General features: G+C 61.1%; 18 protein-coding genes and 2 riboswitches. Of the genes, 8 read left to right on the top strand and 10 right to left on the bottom strand.

Annotation, left to right across the window (positions count from 1 at the left end; all coding sequences use genetic code 11):
* Positions 1 to 58 precede the first annotated feature (58 nt).
* The 4 genes from cobM to HXW87_RS15990 all read right to left on the bottom strand — a co-directional run bounded on the left by cobM (position 59) and on the right by HXW87_RS15990 (position 2204).
* Positions 59 to 805 (bottom strand): precorrin-4 C(11)-methyltransferase, encoded by a 747-nt coding sequence (cobM, locus tag HXW87_RS15975; protein ID WP_239776552.1) that lies wholly within the window; start codon positions 803 to 805, stop codon positions 59 to 61.
* An 81-nt stretch (positions 806 to 886) separates the two neighbouring features.
* On the bottom strand, positions 887 to 1300 hold the full coding sequence (locus tag HXW87_RS15980; RefSeq protein ID WP_047291465.1) for a cobalamin biosynthesis protein: 414 nt from the start codon (positions 1298 to 1300) through the stop codon (positions 887 to 889).
* On the bottom strand, positions 1297 to 1995 hold the full coding sequence (locus tag HXW87_RS15985) for a CbtA family protein (RefSeq protein ID WP_239776553.1): 699 nt from the start codon (positions 1993 to 1995) through the stop codon (positions 1297 to 1299). The genes HXW87_RS15980 and HXW87_RS15985 overlap by 4 nt, the downstream gene beginning before the upstream one ends.
* 11 nt (positions 1996 to 2006) lie before the next feature.
* Positions 2007 to 2204: a CbtB domain-containing protein gene (locus HXW87_RS15990; protein WP_047291469.1), complete on the bottom strand. Its 198-nt coding sequence runs from the start codon at positions 2202 to 2204 to the stop codon at positions 2007 to 2009.
* Between the two features lie 122 nt (positions 2205 to 2326).
* A riboswitch (cobalamin riboswitch) is annotated at positions 2327 to 2549 on the bottom strand.
* An 846-nt stretch (positions 2550 to 3395) separates the two neighbouring features.
* A riboswitch (cobalamin riboswitch) is annotated at positions 3396 to 3609 on the top strand.
* Between the two features lie 96 nt (positions 3610 to 3705).
* On the opposite strand from HXW87_RS15990, the gene cobW reads away from it, so the two are divergent.
* The 6 genes from cobW to HXW87_RS16020 all read left to right on the top strand — a co-directional run bounded on the left by cobW (position 3706) and on the right by HXW87_RS16020 (position 14192).
* Complete coding sequence (gene cobW / locus HXW87_RS15995; protein WP_047294811.1) at positions 3706 to 4776, top strand: cobalamin biosynthesis protein CobW; 1071 nt, start codon at positions 3706 to 3708, stop codon at positions 4774 to 4776.
* A 3-nt stretch (positions 4777 to 4779) separates the two neighbouring features.
* Positions 4780 to 8628, top strand: coding sequence for a cobaltochelatase subunit CobN (gene cobN / locus HXW87_RS16000; protein WP_239776554.1), 3849 nt, complete (start codon positions 4780 to 4782; stop codon positions 8626 to 8628).
* 163 nt (positions 8629 to 8791) lie between these two features.
* Positions 8792 to 9790 (top strand): AAA family ATPase, encoded by a 999-nt coding sequence (locus HXW87_RS16005; protein ID WP_239776555.1) that lies wholly within the window; start codon positions 8792 to 8794, stop codon positions 9788 to 9790.
* A complete protein-coding gene (locus tag HXW87_RS16010; protein ID WP_239776556.1) occupies positions 9718 to 10449 on the top strand; it encodes a VWA domain-containing protein in 732 nt (243 codons plus the stop codon). Before HXW87_RS16005 ends, HXW87_RS16010 begins: the two co-directional genes overlap by 73 nt.
* 156 nt (positions 10450 to 10605) lie before the next feature.
* The gene (locus tag HXW87_RS16015) at positions 10606 to 12252 is read left to right on the top strand and encodes a phospholipase D-like domain-containing protein (protein ID WP_239776557.1); all 1647 of its coding nucleotides are present in this window, start codon (positions 10606 to 10608) and stop codon (positions 12250 to 12252) included.
* Positions 12253 to 12632: 380 nt separating this feature from the next.
* Positions 12633 to 14192, top strand: coding sequence for a TerC family protein (locus tag HXW87_RS16020; RefSeq protein WP_239776559.1), 1560 nt, complete (start codon positions 12633 to 12635; stop codon positions 14190 to 14192).
* 103 nt (positions 14193 to 14295) lie between these two features.
* Here HXW87_RS16020 and HXW87_RS16025 read toward each other — a convergent pair whose 3' ends face one another.
* The 6 genes from HXW87_RS16025 to HXW87_RS16050 all read right to left on the bottom strand — a co-directional run bounded on the left by HXW87_RS16025 (position 14296) and on the right by HXW87_RS16050 (position 23323).
* Complete coding sequence (locus HXW87_RS16025; RefSeq protein WP_182401423.1) at positions 14296 to 15372, bottom strand: GGDEF domain-containing protein; 1077 nt, start codon at positions 15370 to 15372, stop codon at positions 14296 to 14298.
* Entirely contained in the window at positions 15356 to 16234 is an 879-nt protein-coding gene (locus HXW87_RS16030; protein WP_239776560.1) for a DUF4434 family protein, read from the bottom strand. Before HXW87_RS16030 ends, HXW87_RS16025 begins: the two co-directional genes overlap by 17 nt.
* Entirely contained in the window at positions 16234 to 19395 is a 3162-nt protein-coding gene (locus HXW87_RS16035) for a phage receptor (protein WP_239776562.1), read from the bottom strand. The genes HXW87_RS16030 and HXW87_RS16035 overlap by 1 nt, the downstream gene beginning before the upstream one ends.
* On the bottom strand, positions 19392 to 21566 hold the full coding sequence (nrfB, locus tag HXW87_RS16040; RefSeq protein ID WP_239776564.1) for a cyclic di-3',5'-guanylate-activated glycosyltransferase NrfB: 2175 nt from the start codon (positions 21564 to 21566) through the stop codon (positions 19392 to 19394). The genes HXW87_RS16035 and nrfB overlap by 4 nt, the downstream gene beginning before the upstream one ends.
* On the bottom strand, positions 21563 to 22717 hold the full coding sequence (gene wecB / locus HXW87_RS16045) for a UDP-N-acetylglucosamine 2-epimerase (non-hydrolyzing) (protein ID WP_182401419.1): 1155 nt from the start codon (positions 22715 to 22717) through the stop codon (positions 21563 to 21565). Before wecB ends, nrfB begins: the two co-directional genes overlap by 4 nt.
* A gap of 174 nt (positions 22718 to 22891) precedes the next feature.
* On the bottom strand, positions 22892 to 23323 hold the full coding sequence (locus HXW87_RS16050; protein ID WP_182401417.1) for a thioredoxin family protein: 432 nt from the start codon (positions 23321 to 23323) through the stop codon (positions 22892 to 22894).
* A 719-nt stretch (positions 23324 to 24042) separates the two neighbouring features.
* On the opposite strand from HXW87_RS16050, the gene HXW87_RS16055 reads away from it, so the two are divergent.
* Positions 24043 to 24891 carry a transporter substrate-binding domain-containing protein gene (locus tag HXW87_RS16055; protein ID WP_047294802.1) on the top strand — a complete coding sequence of 283 codons (849 nt, stop codon included), beginning with the start codon at positions 24043 to 24045 and terminating at the stop codon, positions 24889 to 24891.
* A gap of 51 nt (positions 24892 to 24942) precedes the next feature.
* Positions 24943 to 25605: an amino acid ABC transporter permease gene (locus HXW87_RS16060; protein WP_003225455.1), complete on the top strand. Its 663-nt coding sequence runs from the start codon at positions 24943 to 24945 to the stop codon at positions 25603 to 25605.
* Positions 25606 to 25613 lie beyond the last annotated feature (8 nt).

Consider the following 25613-nt stretch of genomic DNA (forward strand, 5'->3'; position numbering starts at 1 on the left):
CATCGGGGATAAATCCCCTCACCACAGGTTCTTTATCCAGCCACAAAACTCATCTGACTCAGGGTCTGTAGAGATGTGCATGCCCCGCGCGATACAACGATGACTCGCTGAACACCTCACTGCCCAGCACCCGACCCACCAGAATCAACGCCGTACGCCGAAACCCCTTGGCCGCAACCTTCGCCGCAATGTCCTCCAGCGTACCCACCACCCAGTCCTGATCCGGCCACGTCGCCCGGTGAATCACTGCAATCGGGCAATCCGCGCCGTAATGCGGCAGCAATTCAGTGATGATTTTCTGCAGATGATTGACCCCCAGGTGAATCGCCATGGTCGCGCCATGTTGTGCCAGATCGCCGAGTTCCTCGCCGGCGGGCATCGCGGTCTTGTCCGCATAGCGGGTCAGAATCACGCTCTGTGACACATCCGGCAGCGTCAGCTCGGCGCCAAGCAAGGCTGCACAGGCTGCGGTGGCGGTGACGCCGGGGATGATTTCGAACGGAATATTCAACTCGCGCAAATACCGTATCTGCTCGCCAATCGCGCCGTACAGGCTCGGATCACCCGAGTGCACCCGCGCCACGTCCTGGCCCTTGCCGTGGGCGGTTGTGATCAATTCAATGATCTGCTCCAGATGCAATTCGGCGCTGTTGACCACCGTTTCCGCCTGATGTCCCTCGAGCACGGCGGCCGGCACCAGCGAGCCTGCGTAAATGATTACCGGGCAACTGCGAATCAGTCGCTGGCCTTTGACGGTGATCAATTCCGGGTCGCCGGGGCCGGCGCCGATGAAGTAGACGGTCATGAAGACATCCTGTGAAAAACGGGGCAGGGCAACGCTTCAGATGAAGATTGCTCATGATCAAACAGGGGGATTATCGGGAATTTACGCAGCGCCGGCCAATGCCAGTGTCGCCTGAGCGTATTTCTGCCGGGAAATCAGCAGCTTTGCCGGTGCCTGAATCAACTGCTCGGCCAGGGCCAGGGCGGCACTTTCCGCCACACCGTAGCAACCGGTGCGCTCATAGGCAATCTGCGAGTGATGGCTCAGTCGCTGCTGGTAAATGGCCAATTCTTCGCTGCTGAAATACAACAGCGGCAGCGCCAGTTGGCTGGCCAGTTCCTGCAGACCGGGTTCATCGCGTTTCAGGTCGATGCTGGCCAGGGCCTTGACCGCCTCGAGTTCTATACGATGCGCCTGCAACGCCTGATCGAGTAACGCGCGTAGCGTGCTGGCCGGGCAGCCGCGCTGGCAGCCCAGGCCGACCACCAGGGTCGGCGCTGCGCGGTCATCGGTCATGCGTGGTATTGACCAGTGCTTTTGCGGCGGAACAACCAGGCGCTGATCAGGCCCAAGGCCAGCCAGAACGCCACGTTGGTCAGCTGCGAAGCGATTTTGAACTGGGCTTCCAAGGCTTCCGGAGCGAGCATCGAATGCACTTCCGGTTGCGGCGCGCCGATCACATGCGGCACGGCGAGGATCGCCACGCCCAGCAGCTTCATCAGCCAGTGACGGCTGAACACGATGAGGGCCAGGCCGACTGCAGTGGAAGCGGCGGTGCCGATCCACCACGTTTGCCGCGACGCCAGATCGGCGGCAGCGGTGCCCGGCAGTTCAGGCGGCAGGCCGAGGGTCGGCGCGAGGACGAAGGTCGCGTAACCGGCCAGGCCCCAGAGCAGGCCCTGCGAAGTTTTGGTCGGTGCACGCAGGGTGTACAGGCCGGCGAGCATCAGGGCGAAACCGACCGCCACCACCAGATTGCCGCCGGTGGTCGAGACCACACGCTGCCAGCCGTCTTCCGGCTCCCAGGCTTCAGCGTCGTGAGTGTGTGCGGCCGTACCGGCGGCGTGTTCGTGAACGGCCACCGGTTCGGATTTTTCGAAGGTTTCAGCCTGCAGAATCAGTGGCGAGACCCAGAAGCTTTGCAGCAACGTTAGCAGCAGGGCAGCCAGCAGGCCGGTGAACCCTGCGGTTTGCGCGATACGCTTGATCATGTCGGCAGGTCTCAGTGGCACGGGAACGCGGCGCTGTGGCGGGTATCGTGAGCGGCGTTGTGCACCGCTTCGATGTGCGAGAAACCGGCGAAGTAAACGAGGCTGGCGCCCAGGATCGACGCGAAAATGGCGGCGGTCAGGCGTTGGCTCAAAGTGGCGGTGCTGGAGATGTTGTCGGTGTTGCTGCCGGTGCTGCTGATGATCGACATGGCGCTTCCCTCTGGAGTGTCAGCGGGTGATATAGAGCGCATGAAAACCCCTGCGAGTCGCGCACGCAGAGGTTCGAACAGCGCCCGCCCACCGCGGGTTTGTTATGTTCAGCGACGCAAAATGCGCGCTGTGTGTTGCGGGCCGGTCTCCGGGCTCACGAGGGGTTGGCGTCAGGCCGACCTGCAAGCGTCACCTTCCCATGCCGCAATGGCACAGTGGATTCGACGCTTCGCTCGCTTACCGTTGCGGGGGCAGCACCGGACTGACATGGCTTTGAGTAAAGCACATGATTCACCGGTTTCCCGTTTCACCCTGTGAAGGGCACCCGTAACAAGTTGTGTAGGAGAGCATGGGTTGGGGAAACTAGTCAATTTTGTGGGTGGATCCGTTGCTGCGGTAACGGCCACTTAGGGTTCCGCCCTTACGGCGGGTCACTTTTGGCAAACGCCCCAAAAGTAACCAAAAGGTCTATGCCCTGACGTTCGGCCCTCGCTTAGGCTCGGGTTCCTTCGCTCCGGGATTCATCCGGGGTACAGCGCCTACGGTTTGCTTCGCTGCACCTCCTCTCGCTGTGTTTGGCTGCGCCAAACGGTCGCTGCGCTCCCACCCCCGGATAAACCCCTCCACTCAGCCTGCCGACGGGCCCTCAGATCAAGAGCGGTACTCGAGCTAACGCTCATCGTGTTGAGTGGGGCGGCTTCGCCGCAGGGGGTGTGCACGAATAAAGTTGTGGGAGCTGGCTTGTCAGCGATGGCGGCCTGACAGCCGACCAATTTCTAACTGAAAACACACAATCCCATGTAGGAGCTGCCGAAGGCTGCGATCTTTTGATCTGCTTTGGCTTTGGCTTTGGCTCTGGCTTTTGATGTGGCTTTTGACCTTCAGCCCCTTCGGCAGGCCGAGCGAAGGTGTCCATCAGGGGGAAGGCGCGCAGCGCCATGCGGCGAAGCCGCATACATCGAGAGGAGGTGCAGCGAAGCAAACCGTAGGCGATGCCCCCGGATGGACACCGTAGCGAGGGAACACTGAGCCTCAGCGAAGTGCCGTACGCCGGGGGAAGCCTTTTTGGTTACTTTTTCGGCGTTTGGAAAAAGTGACCCGCCGTAAGGGCGGAACCCTAAGCGGCCATAACCGCAGCAACGGATATGCCCACAAAACCAACCTCCCATTGACCCATCACGAACCCATGCGTAGCCTTGCACCTTCGAGGTTCTTCGGCCCACGCCGAAGCTAAGAAGGGAACGCGGTCAAAGCCGCGGCTGCCCCCGCAACTGTGAACGGTGAAGTTCGTTGCCACGCCACTGCCAGCTCAATCCACTGAGCCCGCGGGAAGGCGCAGCGAATGCCAGGTCCATGGCCTGAACACCGTCAGCCAGGAGACCTGCCTCGTGACAGATTTCTCACTACAACCGGGCGGGGTGATCCGGTGGCGAATTCTTCCGCGCGCACGCCCGCAGCGGATCTCGTCCCGTATGCCCGCCACTTGCCAAAGGGCATCCGATGAAAACACTGGCCAAACTCCCCGTCACCATCGTCACCGGTTTCCTCGGCTCGGGCAAAACCACCTTGCTGCGCCATATGCTCGACAACGCTCAGGGCCGCCGTATCGCGGTGATCGTCAACGAGTTCGGCGAGCTGGGTATCGACGGTGAGATCCTCAAGCAATGCACCATCGGCTGCACCGAAGAAGAAGCCACCGGTCGCGTCTACGAACTGGCCAACGGCTGCCTGTGCTGCACGGTGCAGGAAGAGTTCTTCCCGGTGATGCGCGAACTGGTCGCCCGTCGCGGCGATCTCGATCACATTCTGATCGAGACGTCCGGTCTGGCCCTGCCAAAACCCTTGGTCCAGGCTTTCCAGTGGCCGGAAATCCGCAGCGCCTGCACCGTTGACGCGGTGATCACCGTGGTCGACAGCCCGGCCGTGGCCGCCGGGACCTTTGCTGCGTTCCCGGATCAGGTCGATGCCCAGCGCAAACTCGATCCGAACCTGGATCACGAATCGCCGCTGCATGAATTGTTCGCCGACCAACTGGCCAGCGCCGATCTGGTGATCCTCAACAAGGCCGACCAGACCAGCCAGGAAGACCTCGCTCGCGTTCGCGCCGAAGTCGCTGAAGAACTGCCGCCAGCAGTAAAAATCATCGAAGCCAGCAACGGTCGCCTGCCGCTGGACGTGTTGATTGGTCTCGGTGCCGGATCCGAAGAACACATCGACAGCCGTCACAGCCATCACGATCACCACCACGACGGTGATGACGACCACGATGACCACGATCACGACGCCTTCGATTCGATCTCCATCGAACTGCCGCAAGCCGACGAAAGCCTGCTGCTCGACGCACTGACGCAACTGGTTGTGCAGCACGGCATCCTGCGTGTGAAGGGCTTCGCGGCGATTCCGAACAAGCCGATGCGCCTGTTGATTCAAGGCGTGGGCACGCGTTTCGACAAGCACTTCGACCGCCAGTGGGGCGCAGACGAAGCGCGCGTCACTCGTCTGGTGTTGATCGGTCAGGAACTCGACGCTGCGCAACTCGAAGCGCAACTGCGCGCCGCGCTCAGCGTTTAAGCCATGCACCTGCTCAGGACCCAGCCCGGCGGTTTCGTGTCGGATGACAACATTGCCGACCTTGGACAAACCCCCGCCGAGCTGGTGATCCTGTGCAGCGGCGACTCCAGCCTGGCGCTGCTCGCCGAAGCGGCGCAGCAACTGCCCGAGGATTACCCGAGCCTGCGCCTGGCCAATCCGATGCAGGTGCAGAATCACGCTTCGGTCGATCTGTATGTCGATGAGGTGCTGCGGCACGCCAAGGTCATCCTGATTTCGCTGCATGGCGGCATCGCCTACTGGCGTTATGGCGTCGAGCGTCTGGTGGAATTGTCCGAGCGCGGCGTGCAGGTGATTCTGGTACCGGGGGATGACCGTCCGGACCCGGAACTCAGTGACCTGAGCACCGTACCCGCCGAAGATCGCGACCGTCTCTGGCAGTTTTTGCGTCAGGGCGGCATGGGCAATGCGCTGGGCTTCTTCCATTGCCTGGCCAACCGCTGGCTGGCGCGCGACTACGTCTGGGACGAGCCGCAAGCGTTGCCGCGCACGGCGATTTACCACCCACAGAAAAACACCGCCGCACTGAGCGACTGGCAAGCCGAATGGCTGCCCGGTCAACCGGTCGCGGCGGTGTTGTTTTATCGCTCGCATTTGCAAGCGGCGAACACCGCGTTCATCGATGTGTTCTGCCAGCGCTTGCAGGCGGCGGGGCTCAATCCGTTGCCGATCGCCGTCGCCAGCCTGAAAGAACCCGGCTGTCTGTCGGTGGTCGAGGACTGGCTGGATGAGGTCGAAGCTGCGGTGATCCTCAACACCACCGGCTTCGCGCAATCCAGCCCGGAAGCGCCGCACCTGCGGCCGTTCCGGCGCAATATTCCGGTGATTCAGGCGATCTGCGCCCAGGACAACGAGCCGGGCTGGCGCGACAGCGAACAGGGGCTGGGGCCACGGGATCTGGCGATGCACATTGCCTTGCCGGAACTTGACGGGCGCATCATCAGCCGGCCGGTCAGCTTCAAGGATCTGGCCTGGCGCAGCGAGCGCAGTCAGTCCGACGTGGTCTGCTACCGGGCGCAACCCGAGCGCATGGATTTCGTCGCTGAACTGGCCCGGCGCTGGAGCGATCTGGCGCGGCTGCCGAACGCTGAAAAACGCATCGCACTGATTCTCGCCAACTACCCGACCCGCGACGGTCGCATCGGCAATGGCGTCGGCCTCGACACGCCAGCGGCGGCGTTGAATATCCTGCGCGCGTTGCAGACCGACGGCTTTCCGTTGACCGCGGAGTTGCCGGACAGCGGCACCGCGTTGATCCAGCAATTACTCGGCGGGGTCAGCAACGACCTCGACAGCATCGACCTGCGCCCGTGTCAGCAAAGTCTGGCGATGGACGCCTACCTGGCGATGTTCAATGCGCTGCCCGAGGCCAATCGCGCGGCAGTGCTGGAACGCTGGGGCACGCCGCAAAACGACCCGATGTGCCGCGACGGGCGAATGATGATCGCCGGTCTGCGCTTCGGCTTGACCTTCGTCGGCATTCAGCCGGTGCGCGGTTATCAGGTCGATCCGAGTGCGGTGTATCACGACCCGGATCTGGTGCCACCGCACGGCTATCTGGCGTTCTATTTCTGGCTGCGCAACACCTACGGTGCGCACGCGGTGATTCACGTCGGCAAGCACGGCAACCTCGAATGGCTGCCGGGCAAGGGCGTGGGGCTTTCGCAGAATTGCTGGCCGGACGCGCTGCTCGGGCCGCTGCCGAACATCTATCCGTTTATCGTCAACGACCCGGGCGAGGGCGCCCAGGCCAAACGGCGCACGCAAGCGGTGATCATCGACCACCTGATGCCGCCGCTGACCCGCGCCGAAACCTACGGCCCGTTGCGCAATCTGGAACTGTTGGCCGACGAATATTACGAGGCGCAACTGCTCGATCCGCGTCGTGCGCGAGAGCTGCAACGCGACATTCTGCAACTGGTGCGCGAGACGCAGATCGACCGCGAACTGCAACTCGACGCGGGCCTGGACAGTGATGCCGACGCCGCGATCTGGCTGCCGCGGCTGGACACCTACCTGTGTGATCTGAAGGAATCGCAGATTCGCGATGGCCTGCACATCTTTGGCGAATCGCCGACCGGACGTTTGCGTATCGATACCTTGCTGGCCTTGTTGCGCATTCCGCGTGGCGACGGCAAAGGCGCACAGTCGAGTCTGCTGCGGGCGTTGGCCAAGGCGTTTGAATTGAGCTTTGATCCGCTGGATTGCGCCCTTGCCGATCCATGGAACGGCCCGCGCTCTGCGGAGCTGCAAAGCGTCAGCGACGAAGTCTGGCGCAGCGCCGGCGATACCCGCGAACGCCTCGAACTGTTCGCTACTCAACTGATCGCCCAAGCACTACAAATCCCCTGTGGGAGCGAGCTTGCTCGCGAAAGCGGTGGGTCAGGTACATCAATGTCGACTGACACGACGCTTTCGCGAGCAAGCTCGCTCCCACAAGGGGCGTGTTGGGCTGAAGTGAGGGCGATCATTGAAAACCTGCGCGAAGTCATCGCCCCACGCCTCGACGCCTGCGGCCCCGCCGAAATGCGCGGTCTGCTCGACGCCCTCAACGGCCGCTTCGTCCCCGCCGGCCCAAGTGGCGCGCCCAGCCGTGGCCGTCTCGACGTGCTGCCCACCGGGCGCAACTTCTACTCGGTGGACGTGCGCAACCTGCCGACCACCACCGCGTGGCGCATCGGCTTCCAGTCCGCGACGTTGATTCTCGAGCGGCATTTGCAGGATCACGGCGATCACCTGCGTCAGCTCGGCCTGTCGGTGTGGGGCACTGCGACCATGCGCACCGGCGGTGATGACATCGCCCAGGCCATGGCGCTGATGGGCGTGCGCCCGGTGTGGGCCACCGGCAGTCAGCGCGTCGATGATTTCGAGATTCTGCCGCTGAGCCTGCTCGACCGGCCACGGGTCGACGTCACGCTGCGGGTCTCGGGCTTTTTCCGCGATGCCTTTGCCAACCTGATTCGTCTGTTCGACGCCGCCGTGCAAGCGGTAGCGACGCTGGACGAACCGGATGACCTCAACCCGCTGGCGGCGAAGGTGCGTGCCGAGCGCGAGGCGCTGTTGCAATCGGGGCTGGATGCCGACGCGGCGCGACGTCAGGCCGGCTGGCGGATTTTCGGCGCCAAACCCGGTGCCTATGGCGCGGGCGTGCAGGGCGCCATCGACGGTCGCCTGTGGCAGAGTCGCGAGGATCTGGCCGAGGTCTACCTGAACTGGGGCGCCTACGCCTATGGCGGGGCGGATGAGGGCACCGCCGCCCGCGAACAGTTCGTCCAGCGCCTGAGCCAGGTGCAGGCGGTGTTGCAGAATCAGGACAATCGCGAGCACGACTTGCTCGATTCCAACGACTATTACCAGTTTCAGGGCGGCATGCTCGCGGCGGTGGAAACCCTGCGCGGGGAAGCGGCGGCGAGTTATCACGGCGATCACAGTCAGCCGGATCTGCCGAAAATCCGCACCCTGAAAGAAGAACTCAATCGGGTGATCCGCTCGCGGGCGGCCAATCCGAAGTGGATCGACGGGGTCAAACGTCACGGCTATAAAGGCGCGTTTGAACTGGCGGCGACAGTCGATAACCTGTTCGCCTTCGACGCCACCACGCAACTGATCGACGATCATCAATATGCGTTGCTGGCCGACGCCTATTTGCTCGACCCGACGACCCGGGATTTTGTTCGTGAACACAATCCGCATGCCCTGCGCGACATGACCGAACGCATGCTGGAAGCGCAGCAACGCGGGATGTGGCAGGAACCCGGCGTGTATAAAGAAGCACTGGAAAACCTGCTGCTGGATATAGAAGAAGACACCTGATGCACCGCAATCCCCTGTGGGCGCGAGCTTGCTCGCGAAGGCGTCGTGTCAGACAGTATTTTTGTAGCTGGCACACCGCTTTCGCGAGCAGGCTCGCTCCCACTGGGATCAACGTGGTCCCAGCGATTTTCGAAAGATCACCGACCATGACCGAGTATTGAAGATGACCGACATCCCGCATTTCCCGCTCTCCGCCGTGGTCGGCGCTGATGACTTGAAACTCGCGCTGTACCTCACCGCCATCGACCCGAAAATCGGTGGCGTGCTGATCGAAGGCCCACGCGGAATGGCTAAATCGACTCTGGCCCGTGGCCTCGCCGATCTGCTGGCCAGCGGTCAGTTCGTCACCTTGCCACTGGGCGCCACCGAAGAACGTCTGGTCGGCACCCTCGATCTGGATGCCGCGCTGAGTGAAGGTCGTGCGCAGTTTTCTCCCGGCGTGCTGGCCAAGGCCGACGGCGGTGTGCTGTACGTCGATGAAGTGAATCTGTTGCCCGATCATCTGGTGGATCTGCTGCTGGATGTGGCGGCCAGCGGCACCAACCTGGTCGAGCGTGATGGCATCTCGCATCGGCATTCGGCACGGTTTGTGTTGATCGGCACAATGAACCCGGAAGAGGGCGAATTGCGCCCGCAGCTGCTGGACCGTTTTGGCCTGAACGTCGCCCTCAGCGGCCACACCGCGCCGACCGAGCGCGGGCAGATCATCCGCCGCCGACTGGATTTCGACAGCGACCCGCAGGCGTTCTGTGCGCAGTGGGAAGCCGAGCAGCAAGCGCTGCGCGAACGCTGCGAACAGGCGCGCATCGCCTTGGCGCGCATTGCGCTGGACGACGAGGCTTTGGCGAGCATCACCGAGCGCTGCTTTGCCGCCGGCGTCGATGGCTTGCGGGCCGATCTGGTCTGGCTGCGTGCGGCCCGAGCCCACGCGGCATGGCGCGGCGTCGAAGCGATTGCCGAGCAAGACATCGATGCGGTGGCGGAATTCGCCCTGCGCCATCGCCGTCGTGGGTCCACTTCGCCCAGCCCTCAACCATCTGCGCAGAACCAGACCAGCACCCAGGCCGAACCAAGCGATGGGCAGGGGCAGTGGGGCGACATGCCTGCTCCGGCGCTGGCGACTGGCGCACGCCGCGAAGTGCCGAGCTGGCCAAAAAAGTAACCGGCATTCGTCCCCGATCCGACGCGGGGGCGAATGCCAGACCCCGCGCCGGACGACTCGACCACGGACGCCAAGGCAAGCGCCACGCTGCGCGCAGCGGTCTGGTGAACTGGCCAGGGACGCTGCTAAACGGTCGGCCGCAAACCCGTGAGGACTTGCAGTTTCAGCTGCGCACTCGTGCTCCCCATGAGTTATGGCTGGTGATCGTCGATGCGTCGGCTTCGACGCGACGGCATCAGGCGCTGAGCGATGCCAAGGGGTTGCTCGCGCAATTGTTTGATGATGCGTATCGACAAAGGGCGCGACTGGCCTTGCTGACCGCCAGTGGCAGCGCGCCGCAATGGCAGGTGCAAGGATTGAAGGCTTCAAGTGGCTTGCGCACCTGGCTGGAGACACTGGGCGCGGGCGGCGGCACGCCATTGGTGGCGGCGTTGACGCAGGCGCAGCAATGGCTGATGCAGCGACAAAAGCGCTTTCCGGCCGAGCAGCAGCGCTTGTTGCTGGTCACGGACGGACGTTTGAAAACCTTGCCGCCGCTGCTGCCGCTGGAGTGTCCGGGGTTGCTGATCGACATCGAGCGGGGGCCGATCCGTCTGGCGCGGGCGCGGGAATTGGCGGCGGTGCTGAATGCGGAATATCGGCATATCGATGATGTGTGAAGTCTGAGCGGGCCTCTTCGCGAGCAAGGTTGGTGAACACCGCTTGCTCTGTGGGAGCGAGCCTGCTCGCGAAGGTATCGCCTCGGACCATGCGGGATCACCAAAAACTGCAGCGCTGCTCTATGCTCCACCCAGCCCAATCACAAGGAGTGAATCATGCGGGTACTGGTCGCCAATCCTCAGGACGATTTTCGCGTCAAGGCCTACGCCGGCACCAACGGCGTGCTGCTCGCCATGGACTTGGCCGAACCCCGCCGTAATGGCTTGCTCGGGTTTGCCATCGAAAAGCAGCAGGGCGACAAACCGTGGTTGTTCCTGTTCAACAGCCTGACGTTTCCCGGCAAGGTTCACACGTTCCCGCAATATCACGCCACGCCCAGCGATAAGGCACCGCTGCAGAAATTCCGCTGGGCCGATTACGCCGTCAACCCGGGCACGACCCTGCACTATCGCGTGCACCTGGCCTACGGCACGGCGGACGCGCCGCTACTGGGCGAATCGCTCGCGCTGAGCATCACCAGTGACGACGGCCACCCGGCCAATCAGAGCGTGATCTTCAATCGCGCCGTGGCTGCCAGTCAGGCGTTTCAGCGCAAATTTCCCGACCTCGACGCACAGATCAGCGCCAACAAGAACCTGCCCATCGAAGCCTGGCCCGACGCGGCGCGCCTGTGGCTGGAGAACGGACTGCTGGAGCGATTGCTGAGCTTCATCGAGCAGGCTGTGGACGCGCAGTGGGCGTTGGACATTGCGATCTACGAGTATCAGTTGCAGGCGATCATTGATGCCGTGAACGCGGCATTCGCGCGAGGGGTGCAAGTGCGCGTGCTGTACCACGCCCAGCCTGATGATCCCGATACGACCCTGAATGAAGCGAACCTTGCCCAATTACCAGCGGCGAACAAGCGTGGCCGGGTCACTCACAACATTTTCCACGACAAATTCATCGTCCTCAGCCGGGTCGATGGCGTCGGTCAGCGTCAACCGAAGGCGGTGCTGTGCGGCAGCACCAATTTCACCGCCAATGGCGTGTATCGCCAGGCCAATGTGGTGCATACGCTTGATGACGTGACCATTGCCACGCGCTATTTGCAAACGTTCGAAGAGGTCTGGGCCAACCCCGCCGACGTTGCTGCGACGCGCAACTGGATCACCGAGCACAACCCGATGGATCCGACGCAGCCGCTGTTCGCCGGGTTCTCGCCACGCAGCGGTGGCGGCGATTTGCGTGAGTTTGTCGAGATCATCGAGGCCGCCAGCAAGGACGTGCTGTTTGTCACGGCATTCACCTTGCCGGACGCGATCCTCAATGCGCTGCTTGGCAAGCCCCATGACGACATCCTGCGTTACGGCCTGCAAAACACCGCCAGCCGCATCACCGGGTTTCATGCCGACCGCAGCGCCGAATTCGCCGCCACCGCCTTGCTCAACACCGGGCTGGAAGGCTGGCTGAAAGAGAACATGAAGGGTCAGAAGGGCAACCTGCTGGTGCACACCAAAGCGGTGGTCGTCGACTTCACCAGTGACAGGCCGACGATTATCAGCGGCAGCCACAACCTCAGCACTTCGGCCAGTAACGGCAATGATGAAAACTACCTGATCATTCGCGGCAACACCGATCTGGCTGATCGCTATGGTCTGGAATTGCTGCGGTTTTATGAACATTACCGCTTCCGCTATTTCGCGAAAAAACTCGAGCTGAAGCAGGTGAGTCCGTTGGCGCTGGATGACAGCTGGACCAACGATTACTACGTGGAGGGGGATTTGCGCCAGTTGTCGCGGTTGCGCTTTGCCGGACGATGACATACCCCTGTAGGAGCTGCCGCAGGCTGCGATCTTTTGAATTTGTTTTTTAAGGTCAAGATCAAAAGATCGCAGCCTGCGTCAGCTCCTGCAGGGGGGCAGTGGTCAGTTGATACAGATTTTGAAATGATTTCGCTCTGTAGGAATTGTCGTCAGAGCCTGTACGCTCCAAGGCCATTTTTCATTCAGGATTTGCATGAACACCCTCTTGGAGCCTCCCAGTCGTACCTTCTCCTCGCGCCATGGCGCGGTCTTGACGCACTCGCAGCATCCGGTTTTCCGACACCCGTCTATCGTTGACAACGCGGCTTCAGAGCCTTCGCGTTGCACTTTGCCGTGTCCGGCAGCCTGAATTCACTGAAGAGAGATCGAGACATTTTATGGAATGGTTAGCGGATCCCACGGCCTGGTTAGGCTTGTTGACTCTGATCGTGCTGGAACTGGTGCTGGGTATCGACAACCTGGTGTTCATCGCGATTCTGGCGGACAAACTGCCGCCACATCAGCGCGATCGTGCGCGGATCATCGGCCTGTCGCTGGCGCTGATCATGCGTCTGGGCCTGTTGGCGAGCATTTCCTGGCTGGTCACCCTCACGCAGCCGTTGTTCGAGGTGTTCGGCAAGAGCTTCTCCGGCCGTGACCTGATCATGCTGTTCGGTGGTGTGTTCCTGCTGTTCAAGGCGACGATGGAGCTGCACGAACGGCTTGAAGGCCACGTCGGCCAGCGCTCGACCAACGCGGCTTACGCATTGTTCTGGCCGATCGTGGCGCAGATCGTGGTGCTCGATGCGGTGTTCTCGCTGGACGCGGTAATCACCGCCGTTGGCATGGTCGACGAGTTGGCGGTGATGATGATCGCGGTGATCATTTCCATCGGCCTGATGATTGTGGCCAGCAAGCCGCTGACCCGCTTCGTCAATGCGCACCCGACGGTGATCATGCTGTGTCTGGGTTTTCTGATGATGATCGGTTTCGCCCTGACGGCCGAAGGCCTGGGCTTCCACATCCCGAAAGGCTATCTGTACGCGGCTATCGGCTTCTCGATCCTGATCGAGGTGTTCAACCAGATCGCCCGGGCCCGACGCAAACGTTCGATGCAAGGCCTGCGCCCGCTACGTGAGCGCACGGCACACGCGGTGATGCGTCTGCTGGGTGGGCGCAAGCTGGAGGTGGAGGAGGTCGGCGAGGAAATCTCCGACCTGCTGGATGACGGCGAAGCCCCGAGTGCAGAACTGTTCGACCGGCGCGAGCGGGTGATGATCAGTGGCGTGCTGCAACTGGCCGAACGCCCGATTCGCAACCTGATGACCGTGCGCGCCGACGTTGACACCATCGATCTGGCCGACGACGCCGAAACGATCCGGACAAAACTGATGCACTCGTCCTATTCGCGTCTGCCGCTGATCCGCAACGGTGCCGTGGATGAACCGTTGGGCTTCGTGCACAAGAAGGAATTGCTCAAGGAGTACCTGAGCGGCATTGAGCCGAACCTGGAACATCTGGCACGCAAGACCATCAACCTGCTCGACAGCTATTCGATCCTCAATGCGCTGGAGCAGATGCGTGCAGCGTCGACCCACATTGCTTTTGTGGTCAACGAGTTTGGCGACTTCGTCGGCGTGCTGACCATGACCGACATCCTCGAATCGATTGCCGGCGAACTGCCCGATGCCAGCGAAATCGAAGGCCCGGACGTGATCGAAGAACAGGGCGGATTCATGGTCAACGGCGCTCTGAATCTGACGCGTGTGCGTGAACGTACCGGATTTGGTGCGCAGCCAACCGAGGATTATCAGACGTTGGCCGGCCTGGTGATGAGTCTGCTGGATCGCCTGCCGATGAAGGGCGATCGCCTGCAATACGAAGGCTGGCAGATGACCGTGGTGGCTGTGGAAGAGCGGCGGGTGACGCGGGTGTTGCTGGCGCCTGAAACCGCTTAATCCTTGGACGCACCTTTCGCGAGCAGGCTTGCTGCCACTCTGGAATACATTCCACAGTGGCAGCGAGCCTGCTCGCGAATGCAATCTGTCCTGCGCCACAAAATCACTGATGAAAAGTGAAGCGATCCTTGCCCGTATGCTTTGACTCATACAACGCGTCATCCGCCTTGACCAGTGCCTGATTCAAGGTATCGCCATCCTCCACCCGAGCCACACCCATGCTGATCGTGACCGGGTGCTGTGTCGGTTGCTCGCGAACCACCCGGCACAACTCGCCAGCCAGCGCCTCGACATCCTCGCGGCGCACGCCCGCCATATAAATCGCAAACTCTTCGCCACCCATACGAGCGAATTCGTGCTGCATCATCACAGTCTTGATGTCGGCAGCCACGCGCTTCAGCACTTCATCGCCGATGTCGTGACCGTATACATCATTCACTTTCTTGAAGTTGTCGATGTCGATCATTGCCAGATAGTGGTCATGCTCGCGAGGAAGGGCTTTCAGATGCTGTTGCGCGACGGTCATGAACGACCGGCGGTTGGGGATCTCGGTCAACGTATCGTTATAGGCCTGATCGAGCAGCAGCCGGGACATGATGTAGTTGTAGAGCTTGGCCTCACGCAGTTTGAGGAAAGTGTAAATCGTCAATGAGCAGAGAAACACGCTGTAGCAGGCGGTCATCACACCCCGGAGTTCGATCAGGGTAGTGGGGGTGTTGATGAATGGATTGAGTACCAGCCAGATAATCACTTGCGTCGCAAAGAACGCCCCGCGACTCAAAGGCAGTACCGAAACGCTATACAGCATGCTGGCCGCCGCGAGCACCAGCCAGGAGCTATGGACGGCGGGCGGGATACCACTGACGATCAACCGCACGCCGATGGTGAGTCCCAGTACAAACAGCAGCGTGATCAGGTCAAAATGCCGGGCCTTGCGGGTGAAGCCCAGCACCACGGTCAGCGCTGCAAAGAACGCGATGAAGGCCATCGAACGCCAAGTGAAGCCCTGTGCCCCGAGGAAACTCACGACCAGATCAAACACCAGCCAGATCGCAATGCTGGCGATGTAAATCAGCAGGCTGAAACCATGCAGCCGTTCGAATTCATGCTGGATGAACTCGGCCCGCAACTCGGCGGGCGCAGTCTTCTTCAGTACCTGCTCTTCAATGAGTTTGTACATTGCTGCCTTGCTGCTTGCGTTGATTGTCGAGGATTGCCCGCCCCCATGGGCGGTAACGCAGGGAAAATACCGCGCTGGCGTGGCAGCCTGTGGATGTCGCATCGAGCGGCGCAGGTTCGGCACGAAAGGCCTGCCCCTCGGCACTGATCTGCCGAAACGCCTCGCGAACGATGCCCACGGAGCAGGGCAGTGCATCGGCATAGCCTTCGCGCACCACTGGCGACAGTTTCTTCGTACCGGCGCCATCCTGCCACCACACCCGAACCCCTGCGGCGGCCAGTTCACCCAGCCATTGCCCGTTTACCCCCGGTGCGAGTTTGCCGGCGCTGAATGCACTGACGTGCAACGGCGCATCGAGCTTGCTGGCGAAATCCTTGAGCTGGCGTTGCAATGTGGCTCGGCGATCTGTCGCCAAAAAGTGCAAGTCGTCCAGCTCCAGTGGCAGATACCAGCCATTGACCGGCAGCTTCCAGTCCCTGCGCAGTTTTTGCTGTTGCGCCAGTGACTGACCCAACTGTGCCTGCCAGTAGGTACCAAGGCCGGCGCTGTCCAGTTCATCGATGCGCTGGTAGTAAGCCGGATCCATCTTCAGACCAAGCACCAGTTGCAGGCCTTGTTGTTGCGCCAGCTGCAGGCTGTTGGCGAGCCAGCCGTTGGCGCCGCCAAAGTCCGAATCACCATAGGCAGTCCATTGCACGATCACGGTGCGGGCACCCTGACGCGCCGTGTCTCGCCAGATTTGCTGCCACTGAGCCTGACTGAGGCTGGCATCGACATTCAGCGGTTGGTAAAAAACGCGCTCGTCGGCACGCACGACAACTGCGCCAAGCAGCAGACAGAAAAACATCATCCAGCGCGCCATCAGAAATTCCACTCCACGCCCAGTAACACACCGTTGCCGCCGTCATACAGATTGCCGCCAAGCGATTGCTGATACTCAGTGCGCACGGTCAGTTTGGAGCGGTAAGCGTTGTAGCGATCATCGTCGTACCACCATTGCCAGCGCAGGCCGACCCCGGTGCGCAGATCCTGACGCCAGTCATTGCTCGGGTCCTGACTGGCAAACTCCAGAAAACCATAAGGCATGATCGTCTGCGCGGCGTTGGACGGCAGCTTCCACGCATGCCCTTGCTGGAAACGCGACAGCCACTGATGGTCGCCAGCCTTGGTCCACCACGCGGCATCCAGATAGAGAAAGCGCTCATCCCAATCGCTTTCATCAACGCGCCAGTCGTTGCGGTACTGTCCCTGATCGAGGAACGAGGCGGTGGCGCGCAACAGGTAATCGGTGGTGGTGTGACCGTCCTGGCGATGATCGTCGAGCTGATCCGAGAGTTTGTGCGGATTGATCATCTGTCCCAGGCTCAGGCCGTGGTTGTCTTGCTCATCGAACTGGCTCTGCTTGTAGATTTCAGCGTAGAGGTTGATGTTTTGCGTACCCCATGGCTTGTAGCGCAGACCGACGCCCGCCGCAGCGGATTCAGCGTAGCTGGAGCGACTCTGACCACCGAGCAGAACCCGCCCGTAGACTGACAGCGTGCTGCCCGCGCGGCTCGGCTCTTCGCCCAGCGCGTGGTCCCACATCGCCACTTGCACGTTCTGCGAGCCGGCACTGCGGCGTGTACCTTTGCTGTTGTCGTCGCGCAGGAAGTCGTTCGTCGACACTCCCGCAGGCGACCAGGTGCTGGCGAGGGTGAAGCTGTCACGACGCGACAGGGTCTCGTGGGCACGACGCTGGCGGTAGCGCCGGGCTTCCATACTGCCGTATTGGTCGTCGGCGGCCACCGGGTGCTGCTCCAGATCAATGACCCGACGCAGTTCCTTGCGTGCCGAGGCGCTGTCTTCTACTTCGTCATAGCGCCAGGCCAAGGTTTCGCCGAGACGGTAATCCTCGGGGAAATCGCGGGTGGCCTGCTGCAGATAAGGGATCGCCCGGGCGCGCTCTTCGCGAGTCGGTGCGCCGGACAGGCGCATGCCGTAATCGGCGCGATAACGTGGGTTGTTCGGCTCGCGGCGTACCGCTTCCGCCAGCCACGCATTGCTTTGCGCCAGGTCGCCGGCCTTTTGTGCGGTGACGGATGCGGCATAGAAATGCCCGGCATCCGGTGCCTGCTGCAACGCCTGACGCTGGCGCTGCAAGGCCTCGGCATGTTCGCCACGGGCATCGGCAATCGCTGCGCCGAGCGCCCATTCATTGGCGCCACGGGCCTTGCTTTGCTGCCAGTAACCCTCGGCAGCCTGGTTGTCACCGGCATTCAGCGCGCTGCGGCTGGCGGTCAGGCGGGCGTTGTCGCTGAGTTCAGCGGCAGGAATGCTGCGCCAGATTGCCAAGGCTCCTGCGGAGTCGCCCGCCGCTTCCAGCGCGTAGGCCAGCGGCAGACGGCTGCTGCGGTCACCGAGTTTTTCTGCTTGCTGGTAATAAACCACGGCCTCACCGGGGCGATCCGGCATGGCGCAGCGGCCGAGCGCACGGTAATCGCCAGCGGCTTGCGGGTGATTGCCAAGCGCTTGCTGCACGGCATCGCACTGACCGTTTTCTGCCAGTTGCGCAAGCAATTGGCCGCGCGTGGCACCGTCGATATGACGGATCAGTGATGCCATCCGCTGCTGTTGTGCGGGTGTGGTGTCTTTGGCTGACGCGTAGATTCCAGCCAGACGCTGCAGCGCGCTGTGCGGCAGGCGTCCGCCGAAGTGGTCGTAGGCGTTTTCCAGCAGTGCCTGCGCGTGGGCTCGATCGCCGCTGTCGAGTGCGAGGAAACTGGCCTGATTCAGCGACGCCAGATCGCCGGTCTGGCGGTAGTGGTATTCCCACAGCGTTTGTTCCTCGGTGCGGCGTCCCATGGTTTGGGCCAGTTGCGCGCGGCGTTTGACCACCGCCGGGGTCTGTGGCTGCCCGGCGAGCCAGACCATGACCTTGCTGCTCTGGCCCTGTTCCTGCCAGACATCGAGCAGTTGCGCCTGTCGTCGACTCTCCCACGGCTGCGGCAACGTTGTGCTCTGCAGCAGATCGGTAGCCTGCAAGCGCTGGGCGAGCACCAGCCACGCTTGTGGATCATCGTTTGGCTGGCAACTGCGCAATTGCGTCAGTGCGGTTTCCGGGTCGTGACGCGACAACCAGTCGGTGGTTTCCAGGCAGGGGCGCTGCAGGTCGTTGCTCAGGCGTTGAACGCTGGGCACATCGTCGGTCTGGCGTGCCAGTTCCCATAGCCGCTGGCGTTGTGCCGGATCCGCCAGATCCTCAGCAGGCAGTGACTGCAGCCAGCGCTGTGCCTGTTGATCGTGGCCCATGGCGATGGCGCGATCAACCATCGCCAGACGCACCTTGCGCGCGGCCTCGGGACTTGGGGCCTGTTGCAGCAGTTGTTGCAGCGGTTTTTCGTCCAGTCGCTGCACATAGGCGTTGGCCAGACGTTGCCAGCCCTCGGCATCGAGTTGGCTGCGCGCCGCAAGCGGCGCCAGTTGCTCGATGGTGCCGCTCCAGTCACGCAATTGCTCGGACCAGTTGGCGCGGGCCAGACGCAAGATGTTGTCGTCGCCCTTGGGCGCCAGTTGCGCCAGCCAGTCATGGGCCTTGGCCGCACCACCGAATTTGGCCAGGCTCAAGCTGTAGGCCTGCCACAGACGCACGCGGTCGTTGAGGTCGCTGGTCGCCATCCATTGCTCGACCTGAGTGCTGCCGGGTGGATCCTGTTCGATCCAGGTCAGACGCAAGTCCAGCGTCGCTTCACTGTCATTGGCCGGCAAGGCTTCGACGGCGTCCTTGTAGCGCCGCTGTCTGGCCAGCGATTCCACCAGCAATGCCCGCGCTTCGTCGTTTTTCGGGACTTTTTCCAGCAGGTGGCGCATCAGCCGCTCGACTTCTTTCCAGTTGCCTTTTTTCGCTTCGCGGTAGCTGCGATCCATGTAGGGATAGCTGCGGAACTGTTCAAAGTCGCTCAGCGGCGCTGCCTGCAGCGGGTATGCGGTACTCAGACCAAGCAACAGGCTGCCCATCAGCAGGGGGTAACGATATACAGGTTTCATGCGACCTCCCGGACGATGCGGTAAGCCGCTTGTTGTTCACTGGCCTGATCGGCCAGGGCCTGCTGGAGTACTTCCTCAGTGATGATGCCGCGGGCAATCAAGTGTTCGCCGAGGGACATCTTGTCCGCATCGAAGTCGATCAGCGCCTGATTGAACAGGGTCGGCGGCACCATGCCGCGCACCTGCAACAGATTGCCGAGCAACACCTGATGGCGGCTCACCCGTTCCAGCAGTGCTTCGTCGTCCTGATGGCGCGCAAGCACTTGCAGCATGTGACGCACTTCTTCGCTTTGCCGGGGGCTGGCGTACCAGTAGCGAATCCCCAGCGTCACCCGGCCTTGCGGTGCCAGACGACAACGCACCGGGCGTTGTAACTGGCGACTGATTGCGCCGAGCGAAACCTGGCTGACCGGACCTTCGGACGCCAGCACCAGCGTTTTGCCTTCCTCGGCGACGGGCAGCACGCCGTAGTGGCTCGCCACCCGGCGCGGTACGGCGTCGATCAGGCGCGGGTCGAGTTTGAACGGATTAAGCGGAGCCCATTCCAGCTCCAGTTGGTCGGCCAGTTCCTGTACTAGTTGGGTGCTGTTGATGTACTCCCGCAGCAGCAGTTCGCGACCCAGGCGCCGACGTACCGGGCTGGTGATGGCGGCTTCGAGCTGGTCTTCGGTAAGCAGGCCTTTATCCACCAGTCGGTGACCCAAGGGGGTACGCTGGGCCTTGGTCAATGCGGGGAACTCATGGGTCGTCTTGTCCCAGGCTACGCGCCGCGAATCGCCCATTTCCATGACCTGACGCAGCGCGCGCAGGTTGGCGAAGAAGTTGACGAAGTTGCTCCACATCATGCGGGGCGCCGAGAGCAGTCCTTCCACCAGTCCGTAATAGCGAGTGACAAACCAGCCCCGCTGAAACAGCCGATTGAGCAGCATGAAGCCGTTGAGCCAGAGCAATACCGAGAGCAGCGAGCTGTCGGAGAGAATCGATGGATAGCGCCACGAGTCGGGCGAAATCACCGTAATCAGCCACATCGCGATCAACACCACGAACAGCAGGTTGACCAGAAAGCTCAACAGGTACGCGATCAGCCCGCGACGGTCACGCCACAGGAAATAGTTGAGCAGGCCCTTGCGGCTCCAGCCGAGGTTCTTCGTGCCTTGAAAGACAATGCCGACGATCCAGCGCGATTTCTGCCGGATTGCATGTTGCAGGTCGCGAGGAAAATGCTCACGCACACAGATCACTTGGGAGAACTCGCGGTTCATGCCGAGCACCCACGGTTGCTCCAGTGCCAGTGTCGGATCGCTGACCGAGTAACGGGCAAAGATACACTTCATGCCTTTTTGCTTGAGGCGGAAACCGATGTCGTAGTCCTCGGTGAGACTTTGCACATCGAAGGCGATGCCGTCGCCGTCTTCAAGCAGGGCGCTGATGGCCTTGCGACTGAAGCAGGTGCCGACCCCGGCGCTCGGCACCTGACCGGTCAGGGCCTCGCGCACGATGACGTCCTTGCCATGGTTCTCGGCGAACTCGTCGACATAGTGCCCGGCGGTAAAGCCTTTCCACTCGGGTGCATAGGGGTAAACCGGGATCTGGATCAGGTCCTTGTTTGGTAGCAGATAGTTGAACAGGCGCAATTCCATCGGCGAAATCACGTCTTCGGCGTCGTGCAGGATGAAACCGGCGAACTGGATTTTCGCCTCGCTTTCAAAGCGCAGGATCGCGTCGATGATGTTGTTCAGGCAGTCGGCCTTGCTGGTCGGACCAGGACGGGCGCAGACCACTTTGTGCACGTTGGGGTAGTGCTGGCAGACCGCGTCGACGTCGGCCTGGGTTTCGGCGTCGTTAGGGTAGGTGCCAACGAAGATCTGATAATTCTCGTAATCGATGGTCGAGGCGGCCAGCCGCGCCATTTCGCCGACCACACCGACCTCGTTCCACGCCGGCACCATGATTGCCAGCGGCTTTTCCGTAATGGTGTAGAGCCGCTGTTCGTCGGCGCGCTCGAATTTTTCGTAGACCCGCCAGCGCCGGATCAGCTTGCGGAACCAGTAGACCAGATCGATGAACAGGTCATCCAGACCAAGAATGAACATCAACAGGGCGAGGGCAATCGCCACATATTTGAGAGCAAACAGCACATACGCAAAGAAGTCGACCCAACCCAGACTCATACGGCGCTACCCGCCGCCGAGCGAGCGCTCAGCCAGGCGTGGAGTCGGGTGGCGATCAGTTCGCTGGCGTGGCCGTCGCCGTAGGGAAAGTGCACGCGGCTCATGCGGGCGTAGGTGTCTTTGTCATCCAGCAGTCGGCTGGATTCTTCGACAATACGCGCCGTGTCGGTTCCCACCAGCAGCATGGTGCCGCTTTCCAGTACCGACGGCCGTTCGGTTACATCACGTAGCACCAGCAGTGGTTTACCGATGGCCGGCGCTTCTTCCTGGACGCCGCCGGAGTCGGTGAGGATGAAATGCGCGCGGCTCATCAGCCACACGAAATGGGGGTAGTCCTGCGGGGCGATCAGGTAGATGTTGGGTTTGTCCGAAAGCGTGCCGTACACCACTTCCTGCACCAGCGGGTTGAGATGTACCGGGTAGACGAATTGGACGTCCGGATAACGCTCGGCGAGTTCGGCCAGCGCCTGGCAGATGTTGCGAAAGCCATCGCCGATGTTTTCCCGGCGATGGCTGGTGATCAGAATCATCCGGCGCCGATCATCGAGTACAGCCAAGGGTGAATCGGCGGCTGGGCGCCAGTCGGTTTGTTGCTGGTGATTGCGCATCCACAGCAAGGCATCGATCACGGTGTTGCCGGTGATTTCGATGTTGTCCTCGGGCACCCCTTCACGCAACAGATTGGCGGCGGATTTCGAGGTCGGCGGGAAATGCAGGTCGGCGATCACGCCGGTCAGACGCCGGTTGGCCTCTTCTGGCCAGGGAGCGCGCAGGTTGCCGGTACGCAGCCCGGCTTCGACATGGCCGATCGGCAATTGGCGATTGAACGCGGCGAGGGCGGCGATGAAGCTGGTGGTGGTGTCGCCGTGCACCAGCACGATATCCGGGTTGACCCGGTCGTAGGCCTGGTCCAGTTGCGACAGCAGATGTTGCGACAGGCCGTTGATGGTCTGGCCCTGGGTCATCACTTGCAGGTCTTCGTCGACCGCCAGTTCAAACGCGTCGAGCACCTGAGTGAGCATCTCCCGATGCTGGCCGGTGGAACAGATGTTCAGTTGGATGTCAGGCCACTGACGCAGAACCCGGGCCAGCGGGGCCATTTTGATGGCCTCCGGACGAGTACCGAAAACCATCATGACTTTAAAGGACATTGACCCCTCCTGGGACATGGCGACACCTGAGTGCTATTGCCGCAAGCGCGTTCTCTTACCGAGAAATAAAGAAAAGCAGCCGGATGGAAACTTGTCCAATCCGGTCGAAGACGGGTGTGTTACCGATGATTTGGAATGAAAGTGCCATCGGTTGATGGCGCTTGGCTGGCACTTTCAGCGAAAGTTTTGCTGACGTGGGCGAGGGAGGGTGCAGAGTGTGCGCAGGGTTTGGCGCAACCATGCCAGATCGTGCCGTGGCTGGCGGACTGCGGCAGGCGCTTTGGTTCTGCCAATGTGCCGGGCGAAATCTTCACTTAATGTTTGCGCACTGCCGATGCCCTTGAGCTTCTTCATGAGTTTGCCGTTCTTGTAGAACAGCACCGTCGGTGTACCGGTGACCAGCGGATGGCGCGGCGACTCACGGGTATTGAGCATGTAGATATTCGCTCGCAGCCGATATGGCTCGGCAATTTCTCGAAACACCGGCCCGGCCCATTCGCAGGCAGGACAGTGTTCATTGGCGAAGTACAGGATCACCGGGCGCCAGGTTTTCAGGGCTTTGCGATAAACCGGGGCCAGATTGGAAATGGTATTGGCAGCGCTCATTGAGAACTCCTTTTCAACGACCTCGAAGGTTCGATGACGTTAAAGAAGGGTGAAGAACAGGTCTACTGTCAGAAATTACAGGTGGCCTGTGGATTCGCGAGATTTTTCCCACTTTTATGAAGGACCGGCCCGACACGAAGCCCGGAAATGTGGAATGTCGGGACGTGATACCTTTTTCACTCATCCGAAAACGGAGGTGGGACTTATATCGTTCTTTATGTCGTAGCGAGAATTTCTGAATTGAAACGAAATCCCATTGCCACCGTCGCCGCCAGTGACAGTAAAACTGTCGTAGTCCTTCATCGGATCGAGCCCGTTTTCAATTGCGCGTCTGAAAAGGGGTATGAAGCGATAATGGACAAACTAGAGGATCAGAAGCTGATCGCGTTGTGTGAGGAGCGAGAAAATGATCCCTTTTTTAAAGTCTCGCTAGATGACCTATGAGACAAATCCGAACTTCAATCGCATTGCACCGAATCTGCTCATCCGTGATCCATCTGGGAACCGGCTACTCGCTATTTGTAGCCTAAGGTAGCGCAGCCCATCAGTACCCGCACTCGGCTCCATTTTTCGCGTTTCCCGCATCTCTTTGATTCCAAAAACATTTCAATCCTATAAAGATTCCCCGCCATTCCTGTGGCACACTTTCTGCTGTCTATTCCGTAGTAACAAACCGTATTCCGGTATAGCGGAATAAACATCATCCTGGAGTGCTTGCCATGCATCGCCGTCCTTCGTTGTTCAAAGCGTGTGTTTTTGTTCTTGCGGCTTCGTCCGCTGTCATGGGCATGGCCCAGGCAGCCGACAGCAAACTCGACAGTGTTCTGGCCCGGGGCAAGCTGATTGTCGGCACCGGCAGCACCAATGCGCCGTGGCACTTTCAGGGTGCGGACGGCAAGTTGCAGGGCTTTGATATCGACATCGCCAGGATGGTGGCCAAGGGTTTGTTCAATGACCCGAACAAGGTCGAGTTCGTCGTGCAGTCGTCCGATGCGCGGATTCCCAACCTGCTGACCGACAAGGTCGACATGAGCTGCCAGTTCATCACCGTCACCGCCAGCCGTGCGCAGCAAGTGGCGTTCACTTTGCCGTACTACCGCGAAGGCGTCGGCCTGCTGCTGCCGGCCAACAGCAAGTACAAGGAAATCGAAGACCTGCAGGCAGCCGGTGACAGCGTCACGGTGGCCGTGCTGCAAAACGTCTATGCCGAAGAACTGGTGCACCAGGCGCTGCCCAAGGCCAAGGTCGATCAGTACGACAGCGTTGATCTGATGTATCAGGCGGTGAACTCCGGCCGTGCCGATGCCGCGGCTACCGATCAGTCGTCGGTCAAATACCTGATGGTGCAGAACCCTGGCCGCTACCGCAGCCCGACCTACGCGTGGAGCCCGCAGACCTACGCTTGCGCGGTCAAGCGCGGCGATCAGGACTGGCTGAACTTCGTCAACACCACTCTGCATGAAGCCATGACCGGCGTTGAGTTCCCGACTTACGCGGCATCCTTCAAGCAATGGTTCGGTGTCGACCTGCCGTCGCCGGCGATCGGTTTCCCTGTCGAATTCAAGTGATCCCGTGAGAGTGGGGCGATACAAATCGCCCCGCTCAAGGTACTGCTGACCATGAACTATCAGTTGAACTTTGCTGCCGTGTGGCGCGATTTCGACACCTTGTTGGCGGGGCTCGGTCTGGGTCTTGAACTGGCGTTGGTGTCGATTGCCATCGGCTGCGTGATCGGCCTGCTGATGGCGTTTGCCTTGCTCTCGAAGCATCGCGCCTTGCGGGTGCTGGCCTCGGTGTACGTCACGGTGGTGCGGAATACGCCGATCCTGGTGTTGATTCTGTTGATCTACTTCGCCTTGCCGAGCCTGGGGATCCGTCTGGACAAGATCCCGTCGTTCATCATCACGTTGTCGCTGTATGCCGGTGCCTATCTGACCGAGGTGTTCCGTGGCGGTTTGCTGAGCATCCCCAAAGGCCAGCGTGAAGCGGGGCTGGCGATCGGACTCGGTGAATGGCAGGTCAAGGCCTACGTGACCGTGCCGGTCATGCTGCGCAACGTGTTGCCGGCGCTGTCGAACAACTTCATTTCGCTGTTCAAGGACACCTCGCTGGCCGCCGCGATTGCAGTGCCGGAGCTGACCTACTACGCGCGCAAGATCAACGTCGAAAGCTACCGGGTGATAGAAACCTGGCTGGTGACCACGGCGTTGTATGTCGCGGCCTGTTACCTCATTGCCATGCTGCTGCGTTACCTGGAGCAGCGTCTGGCAATCCGCCGATAGGAGGCTGC

Source organism: Pseudomonas sp. Y5-11 (assembly GCF_022368695.1).
Taxonomy (GTDB): domain Bacteria; phylum Pseudomonadota; class Gammaproteobacteria; order Pseudomonadales; family Pseudomonadaceae; genus Aquipseudomonas; species Aquipseudomonas parakoreensis.

Coding starts and splice junctions, on each gene's coding strand:
- HXW87_RS16005 (WP_239776555.1), top strand. CDS start 8,792: ATGACCGACATCCCGCATTTCCCGCTCTCCGCCGTGGTCGGCGCTGAT.
- HXW87_RS15985 (WP_239776553.1), bottom strand. CDS start 1,995: ATGATCAAGCGTATCGCGCAAACCGCAGGGTTCACCGGCCTGCTGGCT.
- nrfB (WP_239776564.1), bottom strand. CDS start 21,566: ATGAGTCTGGGTTGGGTCGACTTCTTTGCGTATGTGCTGTTTGCTCTC.
- wecB (WP_182401419.1), bottom strand. CDS start 22,717: ATGTCCTTTAAAGTCATGATGGTTTTCGGTACTCGTCCGGAGGCCATC.
- HXW87_RS16015 (WP_239776557.1), top strand. CDS start 10,606: ATGCGGGTACTGGTCGCCAATCCTCAGGACGATTTTCGCGTCAAGGCC.
- HXW87_RS16060 (WP_003225455.1), top strand. CDS start 24,943: ATGAACTATCAGTTGAACTTTGCTGCCGTGTGGCGCGATTTCGACACC.
- HXW87_RS15990 (WP_047291469.1), bottom strand. CDS start 2,204: ATGTCGATCATCAGCAGCACCGGCAGCAACACCGACAACATCTCCAGC.
- HXW87_RS16030 (WP_239776560.1), bottom strand. CDS start 16,234: ATGGCGCGCTGGATGATGTTTTTCTGTCTGCTGCTTGGCGCAGTTGTC.
- HXW87_RS16020 (WP_239776559.1), top strand. CDS start 12,633: ATGGAATGGTTAGCGGATCCCACGGCCTGGTTAGGCTTGTTGACTCTG.
- cobW (WP_047294811.1), top strand. CDS start 3,706: ATGAAAACACTGGCCAAACTCCCCGTCACCATCGTCACCGGTTTCCTC.
- HXW87_RS15980 (WP_047291465.1), bottom strand. CDS start 1,300: ATGACCGATGACCGCGCAGCGCCGACCCTGGTGGTCGGCCTGGGCTGC.
- cobN (WP_239776554.1), top strand. CDS start 4,780: ATGCACCTGCTCAGGACCCAGCCCGGCGGTTTCGTGTCGGATGACAAC.
- HXW87_RS16035 (WP_239776562.1), bottom strand. CDS start 19,395: ATGAAACCTGTATATCGTTACCCCCTGCTGATGGGCAGCCTGTTGCTT.
- HXW87_RS16055 (WP_047294802.1), top strand. CDS start 24,043: ATGCATCGCCGTCCTTCGTTGTTCAAAGCGTGTGTTTTTGTTCTTGCG.
- HXW87_RS16050 (WP_182401417.1), bottom strand. CDS start 23,323: ATGAGCGCTGCCAATACCATTTCCAATCTGGCCCCGGTTTATCGCAAA.
- HXW87_RS16025 (WP_182401423.1), bottom strand. CDS start 15,372: ATGTACAAACTCATTGAAGAGCAGGTACTGAAGAAGACTGCGCCCGCC.
- cobM (WP_239776552.1), bottom strand. CDS start 805: ATGACCGTCTACTTCATCGGCGCCGGCCCCGGCGACCCGGAATTGATC.